Source organism: Peptoniphilus sp. HCN-40583 (genome assembly GCF_037892835.1).
GTDB lineage: Bacteria > Bacillota > Clostridia > Tissierellales > Peptoniphilaceae > Aedoeadaptatus > Aedoeadaptatus rachelemmaiella.
The window spans coordinates 1-14,559 of sequence record NZ_JBBKBU010000003.1 but is presented as its reverse complement, the minus strand read 5'-3'; the positions used below and the strand labels follow the sequence as shown (position 1 = coordinate 14,559).

The following is a 14,559-nucleotide window of genomic DNA, read 5'->3' as shown; positions in this document are numbered from 1 at the left end:
GGAGAAGGCATGAGACTAAAAGTAATAGTGTGTGGAACTACATTTGGACAATCTTATATGAGAGCAATAAGTATGAGTGATAGCCTTGAACTGGTTGGTATATATGCAAAAGGAAGCAAACGCTCTATGGATTGTTCAAAAATTTATAATGTGCCTTTATTTTCCGATTTGGATACTATTCCTGATAGTGTTGATATTGCGTTTGTGATAATTAAATCTGGAGTTCTTGGGGGAGAAGGCACGGAGATATCTAAGCACCTTTTAAAAAAAGGAATAAATGTAATGCAGGAACATCCTATCAACCATAGTGAAATTTCCGAATGTTTCAAAATAGCTAGAGAAAATAATGTTTTTTACAAAGTTGGAAACTTATATCCTTATTTAGAAAATGTTCAAATTTTTTGCAATGCAAGTCGATATCTGAGTTCTCACGATGCATTTCAATATGGAAGTGTTATGTCATCTTCACAAGGATTATATGGGCTTTCGTCTATACTAATCAAATCACTTAACAACCCCCGTAGTTATATGATAAATAAGAGCGAAACAGTTCAGAGATATCCCTTTAGCAATATAAGAATTTCTAATGGACAATCAGACGTTTTTTTACAAATTCACAATGAAATCTCAGACAAGGATGGCAACAATCACATGCATTTACTACACAGGATCATATATTTCTTTAATTCTGGAAGATTAGAACTTAATGATACCTTTGGTTCGGTTATTTGGAGAAGCAGGATGAATGTTTCAGATGCTTCTGCATATAGAAACGAAAATAATCGAAGTGACACATCGAGTTTGATGGAATGTATTCTAGCTGATGAAAATGAAGAAACGTACTCGGGGTTACTAGAAAAAAAATTTCCTTCTTCAATAAAAATGCAAATAGATAATTTTATTGAAGAAATAAGAAATAAAAACATGAATGGAATAGAATTGCAAAGAGAACTATTAATTTCAAAAAAATGGAGCGATATAACTCATGAAATAAGCTTTCCTAGATTGACTAAATTTCATGAAAATTATAATGATTATACTAGAGGTTTGAAAGCTTTGAGGAATACAAATGAAAAATGTTAAAAACTTTAATAGCTTAAAAGTATTTGAATATCTAAAAAGTTTAAAATCAAAAGGTATTTATCTGTATGTGGAAGAAGGAATTCTTAAATATAAGGCGAAAAACAATGTACTGTTAAAAGAAATCTTAAATGATATAAAAAGCAACAAGGAAGATATTACAAAATTCCTTATGCTTGCAAAAGACAACTATGTAGACTTAAGTTCGCTTCAATTGGCATATATGGCAGGGCAGTCAAAAACTCAAGTGTTAAATAAAGTGAACGCACACTACTATATAGAATACTCAAAAGAGAATATAGATGTATCAAAATTAGAGAATGCGCTAAATATTTTAATAAGGGAAAATGATGCATTGAGAATGATAATTTTATCATCTGGGCATGGATTAATAATAGATGAGATGCCTAGATATAGAATTCAAACATATAATTTAGTTAATGGGACTGATAGATTATCTACTAGAGAAAATTTATCCCACAAACGTTATTTTTATGATTCTTGGCCAATGTTTACTATTGTAGTTGGCAAAAGCGATAAGTTTGAAGATGTTTTTCATTTTAGCTTTGATTGCTCTATATTGGATGCTTGGTGTGCAGGCAAAATGGTGAATAATCTTTTTAAAATTTATTCAGGGCAAAAACCAAAACAAACAGAATATACTTACAAAGATTATACCTATGATCTTAAGAGCTACAAAGAAAAGAATAAAAAAATAATTCAAAAAGCTGAACAGTATTGGGAAAATCGAATTTTAGCTATCAGCGACAGTCCCGAATTAAAATACAATAAAAGTTTTAATGAATTGCAGACGACCACCTTTAGTAGACAAGAATTTTCTTTTGAAAAAGGCGTTGTAAAAGCATTAGAAAAATATTCAAAATTACATAAAGTTACTTTAACATCTATTGTAATGACCATATATATGATTACACTATCGAATATTAGCTCAAGAAAAAACATATCCATAAATATTACGGTTTTTGGGAAACTGCCTTTAAACAAAAATGTTGATGAAATTCTCGGGGAATTTACAAATAATGGATTAATAGAATATAAAGATGAGAATGATGATTTTGTAGAAGCTGTAAAAAGTACTCAGAAACAAATATTTAAATTGTTAGAATTTAGAGCTTATGATGGTGTAAATATATTGAACAAAGCGAAAATATCAAGTTTAGGAAAACAAAGATATTTTCCTATCGTTATGACTTGTATGATTGGTGAAAATTATAATTCTGTAATAAATGGATTTAAGGAAGAATATTCCTTAAGTCAAACACCACAAGTTGCGTTAGATCATCACGTAAGAATAATTGATGGAACCATGAAAATAACGTTTGATTATATCGAGGAGTTGTTTAACAAGAATCAAATACAAGAATTGATATATGCATACAAAGAAAAGATTGATTCTATATGCAAAGGAAATATGGGAGGTAGCAAAGATAATGAGTGAATTAGTCGAAAATAATAAACTGGATATCAAAAAGTTTAGGGAAAAAGTTCTCATCGCAACGAATATCGAAAATGATAGAAAACATTTTTTAAAAACAAAAGTTGTCAATAAAGTTAATGAAAAAGAAATAAAAAAAAGAACATATACAGTAAAAAAAATTATAAAAAAGATTTTAGCAGAAATAGATAATGGAAATATAAGCGTCGATAAAGAAAATATGCATATAATCACATACTGGAGAAACTACACAAAAAATTTTAGCGAAGATGCGATGCTGAACAAACAAACAGATGATGATTTATTCAACTTATTAAACGACAAAAAAGAGTTATTTATTTATGCATTAGAAAAAAGGGAAAATAAGAATTATTTATTAATGGATAAAAAAATCTCCCCTGAAATATTAAGCTTTAGGGATGAAGATGTTTGCAAGTCTTATAGGAATATAATACTTAATATCAAAAATTATACAAGTGGTGATTTTATAAGCGTTGGTATAGTAAATCCAGGACAAGGCTTATTTTTGAATCACCTATTAAAAAACATACAAAACATAAAGGAGGTAGACTTAATAGGACAAACAACTCTATCTATTAAAGATCTAAGAAAAGAATATAACAATATAAAGTTTACAAAATGGAAGATGGATGAAAATTATATACTAGGAGAGTATGTGGGAAAATTCAACTACTTATTTATGCCAAATGTTGTCCATCATTTTAAAAACATTCAAAAAGAGTTAGAGCTTTTAAGTATGACTTTAAAGAAAAGCGGGATGCTATATTTAACAGATTTTGTAGACGTTGATCCAGTGTCAAGATTAGTAGCTATATTTTTTGAAGATAAAAAGGCAAGTATAAATGATGATAAGAAAAATGGATTCTTCTATAAGAATGATTACCTTGAAAAAGTAATCAACTCTTTAGTTACAAAACCACATGACTCGTATATTATTCGACGTGGGAACGTATTTGAGGCTTGCCTTATGAATAATCTTAATTACAAAGACGAGATAGATTTATTTGCAAAAGAAAATGAAATATCTAAGTGTAATATCAAACTTATCTATGATAAGGAAAATACTCTAACAAAAGAAAATATAGAAAAACTCAATGATGGTTTAGATATATTAAAACATGAGTATGGCATGGGAACAGATTCAAAGACTGCAAACATTCAAAAATTGACAAATTTATGGAAAAAGAATTTAGGAATTGACGATGAAAATTTTGGGAAGTCTAACTATTTCGAACTTGGCGGAGATAGCTTATTAGCTACTAAACTAGTTGTGGCTATTAATAAGGAATTTCACTGCGAATTGTCGCTTACTGATATTTTTTCCAATGCATATTTTCAAGAGATGTTGAAGTTAATAGAAGACAAAAAGGATAATTTATCTATCATAGAAGGTGAAATATGATTGGTATTGTTGGTGCAAATGGAGAAATAGGAAATCTATGTATTAAGTTTTTAAAAGATTACGGGATAAATAATATAAAGGCAGGCATAAGAAATAGAAATTTATTAGAAGAAAATTCTAATTTTAGTTACGATTACATAGATTTATCAAATAAAGAATCATGTATTTCTTTTGCTAAAAACTGTGATTGTGTTATAAATTGTGCCACAGCTAATAAAGAAGGAATTAAAAATTTAGTAGAAGCAGTTGAACTTGGCAAAACCAAGCTGGTTGATCTGACGTATTATAGGAATATTGAATTGCCAAAAGTTAAAAATTCATTAATTTGTCATGGCGTTGGAGTTTCTCCTGGTTTAACTGAATCTCTTCCAAAAATAATTACGAAGCATTTTGATGAAGTAGAGTCTCTGAACTTATATTACGTTACAATAGATAAATTCACCTATTCGTCTGCAAAGTCATATTTGGAATATTTGGATAGCTCGAATATCTATCCAATGACAGAGATAAATGACTGGAAACTTCAGGCGACTTCCTATAACGGTGAAGCTATTAGTTTGAAAAACCTGTCAGTGAAACTAAAACAAATCCCTTATATGGACAACAGATCTATTTCTATTTGTAGAAATTTAGGGATAAAAAATGCTAAGTTTAATATATGTATGCCTGACGGAGAAACATATAAGCTGTTAATGAACCCAAATTTTCGTAAATTTGACAAATCTGAAAAAATTCGCAAATTGATTATAGCTTCCAGACTTGATGTACAGATCTTTGATTCCTACTGTGCCATGTTAGTTGAATCCAAAGGGCAATTAAGAAACAATGAGGTATTTCATAGATTTTTAATTGAAGAAAAATCATCTGCGAACTTAACGGCAATTATTTCAGTTGCTGTTGCAGTAAAAATATTGAAAAATACATACGACGTAGGTATATATGAAATGGCAAACTTGGAATATAGTAGTAAATTTTTAAGCTTAATTTTAGATATAGACAAAAAAGCAAATATTATTTTGGAAAATGGAGAAAATACTTTGTTCAAGAATTCAATTGGTGGGGAAATATAAATGAAAAGATTAAATGTCATAGTATGCGGTTCTACTTTTGGCGAATACTATGTTCGAGCCATACAAAAAAATACAGATAAATTTAACCTAACAGGTTTATTGGCAAAAGGTAGCGCAAGATCTCATCGTTTATCCGAAAAATATAACATACCTTTGTACTCTAATATTGAATCGCTTCCAAAAGACACTGATGTTGCATGTGTAATAATTCGATCAGAAGGTGCTGGAGGTCAAGGGACACTAATATGTAACAAATTAATACAGAGAGGGATACATGTTATTCAAGAACAGCCGACTCATAGTATATATTTAAAAGAAAGTTACAGACTAGCAAGAATTAACGATGTAATATATATGACTTCTAATTTATATAATCATTTGCCAGCGATAGAAACATTTAAATTATATAATGAAAAATTAAAATCACTTTCAAAACTTGAGTACGTGAATTTATCTTTTTCAACTCAAGTTTCATATACGGTTTTTGATATCATTTCTAAGTTAGGGATGCATGGAAAATTATCTTTGAATAAAAAAGTTATAAAAAATGAAGGTCCATTTGACATAATCAGCGTCAGACTTGATGAATTACCCATTTTAATAGAATTCAATAATAGAATAAACCCCAACCATTCAGACAAGAACATGTCTATTATGTATAACTTTAGGTTTTATTATGAAGACGGAATATTATCTTTAGAGGATATATTTGGTCCCGTTACGTGGCGACCCAGAAAATATATAGAATCAAGGGATAGTGTTTCAGAAGTTGAAAATCAATTACCTTTCCAGATAATTTATTCTAACGATTTAAATATGGAAGAATGTTTTGAGGAAACCTGGACTACTGCAATCTTAAAAGAATTAGAAGAAATGTATCATTACATTGCACAAGGTTGCATAAATCAACAAAGAGCTAATGGAGAAATAGCTGCAGCTATAAACTGGGAAACCTTATCCGAATTCGCTGGTTATGCCGAATTAGTTAACACATATAGAGAATGCGAAGTAATACTAGATACTTTCAGAAATAATGTAAGGAGAATAAAATGCAAAAAACTAAAAAACTGGTAAATCATTGTAGAACAAATGGTATTGAACTGTATGTCGTAAATAAAAAATTAAGATATAAATCATTAAAAGGTAAAATAACTAAAGAATTATTAAATGAATTAAAAGAACATAAAAATGAAATTATAGAATATTTAGAGCAAGAAAAAGAGAGTGATGGGAAAATAGATATTAACATGTCTTTTCCGCTAACTCCAGTACAATCAGCTTACGTATTAGGAAGAAGTGATTCGTATTCTCTAGGAGGTGTATCTTGTCACATCTACCAGGAATTTATTTATGAAAAGTTGGATGTTAATAGAGTAGAAAAAATATGGAATAAAATAATAAATAAAAACCCCATGCTTAGAGCTGTAGTAAACCCAAACTCCACTCAAAAAGTTATTGAAAAAACTCCGAGGTATAGAGTTATGGAAGGGAAAAGAAAAACCCTAAGAAATAAACTAGAAAACAAACATTATATACTGGGTGAATGGCCGATGTTTGATATAGGTATATCTCAGGAAAGAAAATACAGCGTTTTGCATTTTTCAATGGATTTTTTAATAGCTGATTGGCTGAGTATATGGAATTTATTAAAAGAGTTTGAGGATATGTACTTTAATTGCGAAGACATCCAAATAATGGATAACAGTAAATATACCTATGCGGACTATATAAAAAGTATCCAGATTAAGAGTAGAAGCAATAAATATTTCAAGGATAAAGAATTTTGGAAAAATCATAAAAATGAAATAAAAGCAGCTCCGCATTTGCCTTTACTTGAGGAAAAATCAGATACTGATGATTTTATCAGGCATTCATTGTTGCTGAGGAGAGAAGATTGGGAGTTTTTTAATAAAACTTCACGAGAAAATGGTTTAACACCTACAGCCGCTATACTATCTATCTACAACGAAACCTTAAAAAGATTTAGCATTAATAAAGATTTTAGCATTATTCTTACTACATTTAACTTAGAAGAAAGAAAAAAGTTTGGGAACATAGTAGGAGATTTTACCAACACATCAATTATATCAACAACCTCAACGAACTGCCCATTTAAAGACGCAACACAAAGCATTAATAAACAAATATTTAGAAACTTGGATTACAGTAGTTATTCTGGAGTTGAAGTTTTAAGAGACTTATCAAAAAGTATTGGCAGTAAGGAGTTTTTATTACCTTTTGTATTTACTAGCGCAATTGGATTAAACAATAGAGACATGATTGGAAAGTATGATTACGGAATTTCTCAAACGCCTCAAGTACTGATAGATTGTCAAACAATTGATACACCAGAAGGTCTTAGAATTAATTGGGATGTTAGAAAAAACAAATTAAGCGAGATGTTAGTAAAAGACATGTTTAATTATTTTGAAAAAAATTTAATTAAATTGTCACAAAAAACCTCTGAATGGAATAAAAATACAGGGCATTACCTTTCTCCATTAGAAATTAATTATTTATATGGTGCTGAGAATTTAAATAAATATTCGCCAATTAAATTGTTGGACAAAATAGAACATTCAACCGTTTTGCATTGTAGTGATTACTCATATATTCGAAATTGTACAATGAGAGATGAACTATGCCTTGGTATAATGCTAAAAACGCTGATAAATTTAGGGGTTTTTAAGGAAACAGAAAAGAATAAATATAAACTAGCGGAGCAGTATAACCAAAGAGATGATCAAAAATACAGCTGGGTAATACATAGGTGGATTGATCAATTAAATGTTATGGGGATTATCGAAAAAAATTCATTGAGTAAAGAGTATGAGGCGGAACTAGAACACGATGAGCATTTTTATATTATAACATGGGAAAGATTATTTTCTCGATGGGTTGAAACACATGGAGATTTAAATGTACTTAAATATATAAAATCAAATTTAGAGAATTTAGAAAAAATAATAAAAGGCGAAATAGATCCAATTAGCTTATTATACCCTAATGGGTCTACTGTTTACACAAAAGCATTATACGAAAATAGTTATAGTGCATCTGTTATAAATGATTGTATTTCTAGCGTTGTTGAAAAAATTATAAAAGAAAAAAGACAAAATAAAATAAGAATATTAGAGATAGGAGCTGGAACAGGGGCTACAACTAAAGAAATTCTAAAGAAACTAGAAAATGTAAATTATGAATACTTTTTTACGGATTCACAGAAATATTTTTTTCCAGAAGCAAAAAAAACTTATAGAAACAACAAAAACATTAAAATCAAAAAATTAAACATAGACTTATCTCCTGTTGATCAAGGATTTGATGAAAAATATTTTGATATTATCATAGCTGCTTACGTATTAGACAACACTAAGGATGTACCTAAAACTTTGGAACATATTTCAGAAATAATAGCTCCAGATGGTTATTTGTTGTTCTCAGAGCCTTCAAGAAATGAGCCGTGGTTAATGGCATCCCAAGCTTTATTAATGGAGGAACCCCTAGATGAATATAGAAATGATTGTTTTTTCCTAACTGTTGAACAATGGGTCAGAATGTTAAATAGCATGGATGGGAAGTACCAGACAAAGATTTTTCCTGAAGATAGCGTAATTAGAGAAAGACTTAGTGCTACATTATTTGTAAAAAAGATATCAAATATGAACAGTATACGCTCATCATATAGAGATTCTAATAATGAAAAAAGATCGGGAAAAAGTGATATCCAAGATGAGAACAACTTTGAAATACCAATGACATCTCTCGAATTAAAAATAAAAAATATTTGTAAAAATACATTTGATGTGAAAGAAATTAAAAAGAATACAAATTTTTATGATATTGGTGTAGATTCTTTAATGATGGCAAAATTTGTAACAGAATTGAAGGATGATATAATAACGGACTTACCTTTTGAGTATTTGTTACGAGAGTGTATAAAAAACCCTACTATTGATGGTGTAGCAGAAATTATTAAATCAGGTAATAATTTAGAAAATGTAGAAACCAATGAAAATGATTATTCAATTGTATCACAAAGGCTAATTGAATCAGATTGCAATACTAAAGATAAGGTTTTAAGAGTTTTAATAAATGGTGCGTTTGGAAATGTAAGTGATCTCGAAAAATTAGGAATCCAGCTCGTAAATCAAAACAAAGGGGATGTTTTAATTTTAGGTGTTTCAAACAAGGATTTATATTTAAGTACACAAAATGATAAACTAATTTCACGCCTCATTAGTCAATACTATGAGTGTATTGTACGTCAAGATTATAAAGACGTTCAATTGATAGGATATAGCTCAAGCGGAACAATGGCTATAGAAGTAGCGAGACGTTTGTTAGAATCAGGTATTAACATAAAGAATCTCTCTATTATAGAAGGTGGTATATTGCCCGACATAAAATATGATGAAATCATTTTAGAATTTATCTTTTTAAGAGCTTTTAATATTGATCTTGGTGACTTTGAAGTAAAAGATAGAAATGTTATTGATGGTTTAATTAAACAAAATGTAAATTATCTTTTAAACCTAGAAGTCAAGGACGTTATAAAAAATTTAAAGGATCAACAAGATGTAAGGATTTTAAAAGCCTTACAGAATAAAGAACAAGACGAAAGGTTTCATGAATATTTTAAATTAATTAAGGATAAACAAGAAAAACATATTACGGAAAAGTCTTTTTCAGAATTATATAAAATCTTCAAAAAATCTATTGAAATTCAGAAGTTTGTTCCTGATCCATACTTTGGAAATATTGATTATTATATAGCATCCGATAATATTGGAATATATAAACATTTTGAAAAACTAATGGGCAATCTTTCTGAGATAATAATAGGAGATATAAATAGATATGACATACCAGGGAACCACTATAGTTCAGTACAATCTCTAAACAATGCCAAGATTTTGGCAAAGAAATTAGAGATAAAAGTAATGTCCAAGCATTAATTACGTTGGAGGAATAACAATGAGAAAGAACTTAATCGTTTGTGGGTATTTACCAGAACATCATTACTTTTACAATTTAATCGAAACATCTAATAAAATAAATTTGGTAGGGATATTAGATTCGTATAATGAATTAGCCCTTAAAAATGCATATAATAATAATGTTTCATGCTTTAACAGCCTAGATGAAATATTGGAGAATTTTGGGAAAATAGATTTAGCATATATTCCAAAAGCTTCATTTATAGCTTCTGAAGATAACAGATTAAGCATCTCTTTATTAGAAAGGCAAATATCTGTTCTAGATGAGAATTCATGCAATTCAGAATTATTAATAGAGAATTTAAGAAAAGCAAATCAAAAAAATGAATTTTATTACGCTTATAGACACATAATTGATACTGTTTTTTTTAACAGAATGATTGGTATAATTAAAGATTTATCAAGAAAAATGGAAATTATTTTAATAGATGCCACTTTCGAACAGAAAAACTTAATTCTAATCTCAAGAATTATATGTGACTCTTTAAAAATAAATACAACTATAAAGGTAAAGAATAACGATGTTTATAGCTATTATTATTTGATAACAGGAGAAATAGGTTCGTATGATTATATATTTAAAATTTATAATATTGACAATCGAAGCATGTACAATAACCAAAAACATATTAATGCATTAACCTTAATAACCAACGAAGGATCCCTAACAATAGATTTAACATTCAAAAATATTTGTTGGCATGGAAATAATCTAAAACCATCAAAAACAATTTTAAAAAATCATGAAATAAGTGATTGCGAAAGCAAAGTTCTTGACAATTTTATAAGTAAAAGAATTATACAGAGGGATGTGCAAGCAATACTCAATGATGCTGTTAAAATAAAAGAGATAGATGGGCTATTAAGTGGAGGGGGTAAAAAAAATAATGCAAAACAATTAAAGGGAAAAATTAAAACAAGTGTTCACCTTAGCCTGTACAATCAAATTACTTCGAGTGATACAGGGAGTGCAATAGATAGGGACCTTAAGACTATTAAATCCAACATTTATAAAAAGTATTTATATTATAAAAATGATTTTCTAGATGACTATTTTCAATCAATGAATAATTATGTGGGAATGGAAATTATGCTATTTCTTAATTCTAAAAATATCTTCAACAAACCGTACAAGAAATATAATTGCAATGAAATTATGAACAAAGTTACTTCACGAAAAACTAAAAGGAATGAAAGTATTATAAAATTATGGCTTTCTCAATTATCTAACACAGGATTTATAAATTCTGATTATGACAATTATTATTGGGCATCAAATGTAGTTTTAAAAACCGAACGAGATAGGATATATGATCATTTGAGTTTTCTTTGGAATTGGAAATTGGGAAATCCTCTTTCTCTTAAATATTTAAAGAAAAATATTAAAGAAATGGACAAACTCTTTAACGGTGAAATTAATTGCAATGAGATATTGTTTCCTCAAGGGAAAATAGATTATGCTGAAGCATTATACAAGGAAAATACAATTTACAAGATGTTAAACGAACTACTTGCGTTAAAAGTAGCCGAATATATCTTGGGCAATTGTGAAGGAGATAGATTATCGGTATTAGAAGTAGGTGCAGGAATTGGAGCAACGACAAGCGCAATTTTCACTATGTTGGAAAAAATGAATTTACAAAGAAGATGCGAATATATATATTCGGATATATCGGATTTCTTTTTGCAAATCGGTAGAGAGAAATTCACAGGAGTAAGTGATATTAATTACAAAAAAATTGACTTAAATAATTATAGGCAATTAAAGATATTACCACAGGCAGACATAATCGTAGCTGCTGGAGTTTTAAATAATGTAAAGGATGTCGACATAACGCTGGAACTATTATACAAAAAGATAAAACCCAAAGGTTTGTTGCTTATTACAGAACCTGTTGGAAATCAAATTGAAATGCTTGTATCACAAGTATTCATGATGGAATCTATATTGAAAAATGATGAAGATGATAACAATTTGTTTGCAAGTGAAGTTTTATGGATAGAGAAACTAAAAAAAACAGGCTTTAACAACATAGAATCCTTTCCGAGCGATAGTCATAAATATAAAGAATTCGGCCAAAGGTTATTTGTTGCCGAGAAATAAGAAAATAAGAAAATAGGAATTAAAATGGAAAATAAAACTATAATTTTTGTATGCGGGGCTTTTCACGGCGAGTGGTGTTGGAATGAAAACTTTGTACCATTTTTCAAGAACAGAGGATATGAAATAAAAATTCATGTTCTTTCAGACGGTGCGAAAAATGTAGAAGAATCTATTGAAAAACTTAAAGAGATAACATCTAAAATCAAAGGTGAGTTTACGATAATATCTCATTCAATTGGGAATCTATTTGTCAATGAATATTTAATGAAAGGACATAGAAAACCAGCTTCTTTAGTAATCCTAAATCCGTATCCTGTGAATAAAAAATTTATAAATGCCGTAAGAATAGCTAAACGATTTTTTTGTCTAAAAAATAAAGAGCTATATTTTTCAAATACAAAGAAAGATGTAAACAAATATATAGATTTATTAAAAAAAGAAGAACCTTCAGGGATTAAATCTCTTACAGTATGTCACAAATATAATAAAAGCTGCGTTAGAGGAATACCAGTCTTGATTATAGGATCATTAAATGATAAGTGTATCCCATTAAACTCACTATTGGATACAATGAAACTTTATGATGGAAAATTAATAATTTATAGGAATGTTTGCCATGACAGCATGTTAGATTCTGAATGGGAATCTATAGCTGGAGATATAGCTGAATTTATATAATATCTAAAATTCCGAGCATTAATATTATAAAATTGAATTTAGTGTTTCATTAATCAGCAGCAATAGTTTTCAATAAATAAGTTGACTTTTTATTATTAGCTCTTCTCTATAGCCCCTCTATTGCTTCTTAAGATATATGGCTTATCAAACATTTGTGCATATACAGCTGGATAAATCATCATATAAATGATAGTCGTTGATGGTTCCTCAAGTTAGAATATTTGTTCAATATCTAGAGAAGAGTATTGATTATTTAGAAATTTATCTTTAACATATGCGTGAAGTATTGGATTCTCAAATTTTAAGTATTTTCTTCCATCTAGTATTTGGTGCTAGTATTTGGTGGCATTTATTATTTGTGCAAACAAGAAAATATTTGCAGGAGGCTTGCTTCTATTAAGGTCCCTTGAAAATGTTAATTTATTTCAGAACAATTTTGCGCAATTTAAATTGCTCAATAACCAATGTGTGATTTTTCGGGATAATTTTATGAACTTGCACAGTGGTAATTAATAACGCACACCCCTTATATATAAATAACCAATAACTTTTAAAAGGTTATAGCAGTAGGAGCATCAAAAACCTAGCATGGTAGTTTCTACAAGTCTATTATGATAATGGTTATTGACAAAAGAATTAGTCAGTGGTAACATTATGATAACAGCGTTATCTTTTTAGGGGGGAATGCAAGTGATGAATTTTGGAACACGTGAAAGAATATTAAGATGTGGGAAAGAGTTGTTTTTAGAAAAGGGATTCGAACAAGCCAGTCTGCGAGAGATATCAAAGATGGCTGGTGTTACTACGGGGGCTTTTTATCGAAATTTTAGTGACAAAGAGGAACTTTTTTCAGAATTAGTAGATCCGCTGGTAGAAGCTGTATTTACAAAGTATAAAGAATTTGAAGAGAAAAATTTTCAAAATTCAGGAGATAATCACGAGAACTTAAATTCAAAAGTGAATATAGAGGGAACGATAGAGGTCAGCCTTTTTCTTTTTGAAAATAAAGAGATTTTAGAACTGCTAATTAATTGTTCAGGTGAAACAAAGTATAGCAACTTCATAGAGCAATTAACCTTAATGCAAGATGAAAGTCAAAAAAAATAAAGAATAGAACAGGATCTAAAAATGTTATTGTTGAAAAAAGAGCGAGCATAGGAATTCATGCATTGAACCATGCAAGATTTTCTGCATTGATAGAAATAGTTTTACATTCTGATAGTGAAGAGGAGTTAATTATAAATTCAAAGCTGATTGCTATTTTCTTCGAAGAAGGTTGGAAAAAAATAAAGAGTTACTAAATGCTCTTTTTTACCCAGACGATAACGGCGTTATCAAATATATTAAATTAATTTAGGAATACGATAATGGGGAGGAAAATTATGGTGAAAATAAATCTTAGTGGATAAACAAAACTTAATAAATTAGAACAAGAAAAGAAAAACAAAAATATTAAATAAGGAGCGTTGTTATGAAATTAAAAGATATTGTTCAAATTGCAGTATTAACTGTTATAGGTTTTGCTATTGGAATGGTTGTTTCAATGTTCACTGGAACATTAGGTACGATCTCACTTTATGCTTCAGCGGGATTTGCAGCCTTTGTTGTTGGACCAGTTTTTGTAATTATGGCAAAAAGGGTTCGAAAGAAAGGCGCTGCTTTTCTTTTTTGGATAGTTTACGGATTGCTGTATGCTGCTATGGGTTACTGGATCATGATTCCAATTTGTCTGATCTCTGCGATTTTAT

At 29.2% G+C, this 14,559-nt stretch carries 10 protein-coding genes; all 10 read left to right on the top strand.

Annotated elements, in window-relative coordinates; all coding sequences use genetic code 11:
- Positions 1 to 9 precede the first annotated feature (9 nt).
- Positions 10 to 1,083, top strand: a complete 1,074-nt coding sequence (locus tag WKT05_RS01640) for a Gfo/Idh/MocA family oxidoreductase (RefSeq protein ID WP_101540571.1) — start codon at positions 10 to 12, stop codon at positions 1,081 to 1,083.
- Entirely contained in the window at positions 1,070 to 2,539 is a 1,470-nt protein-coding gene (locus WKT05_RS01635; protein ID WP_285044409.1) for a condensation domain-containing protein, read from the top strand. Before WKT05_RS01640 ends, WKT05_RS01635 begins: the two co-directional genes overlap by 14 nt.
- Entirely contained in the window at positions 2,532 to 3,959 is a 1,428-nt protein-coding gene (locus WKT05_RS01630; RefSeq protein ID WP_340412645.1) for an acyl carrier protein, read from the top strand. Before WKT05_RS01635 ends, WKT05_RS01630 begins: the two co-directional genes overlap by 8 nt.
- A complete protein-coding gene (locus WKT05_RS01625; protein ID WP_110058314.1) occupies positions 3,956 to 5,029 on the top strand; it encodes an NAD(P)H-binding protein in 1,074 nt (357 codons plus the stop codon). The genes WKT05_RS01630 and WKT05_RS01625 overlap by 4 nt, the downstream gene beginning before the upstream one ends.
- Positions 5,030 to 6,103 (top strand): Gfo/Idh/MocA family oxidoreductase, encoded by a 1,074-nt coding sequence (locus tag WKT05_RS01620; protein WP_101540575.1) that lies wholly within the window; start codon positions 5,030 to 5,032, stop codon positions 6,101 to 6,103.
- A complete protein-coding gene (locus tag WKT05_RS01615; RefSeq protein ID WP_340412644.1) occupies positions 6,079 to 9,987 on the top strand; it encodes a condensation domain-containing protein in 3,909 nt (1,302 codons plus the stop codon). The genes WKT05_RS01620 and WKT05_RS01615 overlap by 25 nt, the downstream gene beginning before the upstream one ends.
- 19 nt (positions 9,988 to 10,006) lie before the next feature.
- A complete protein-coding gene (locus WKT05_RS01610) occupies positions 10,007 to 12,133 on the top strand; it encodes a methyltransferase (RefSeq protein WP_285044412.1) in 2,127 nt (708 codons plus the stop codon).
- 24 nt (positions 12,134 to 12,157) lie between these two features.
- Positions 12,158 to 12,811 carry a hypothetical protein gene (locus WKT05_RS01605; protein ID WP_101540578.1) on the top strand — a complete coding sequence of 218 codons (654 nt, stop codon included), beginning with the start codon at positions 12,158 to 12,160 and terminating at the stop codon, positions 12,809 to 12,811.
- A 693-nt stretch (positions 12,812 to 13,504) separates the two neighbouring features.
- Positions 13,505 to 13,918, top strand: coding sequence for a TetR/AcrR family transcriptional regulator (locus WKT05_RS01600; protein WP_340412724.1), 414 nt, complete (start codon positions 13,505 to 13,507; stop codon positions 13,916 to 13,918).
- Between the two features lie 364 nt (positions 13,919 to 14,282).
- Positions 14,283 to 14,559 (top strand): MptD family putative ECF transporter S component (locus WKT05_RS01595; RefSeq protein ID WP_340412643.1); only part of this gene is annotated, 277 nt, incomplete at its 3' end.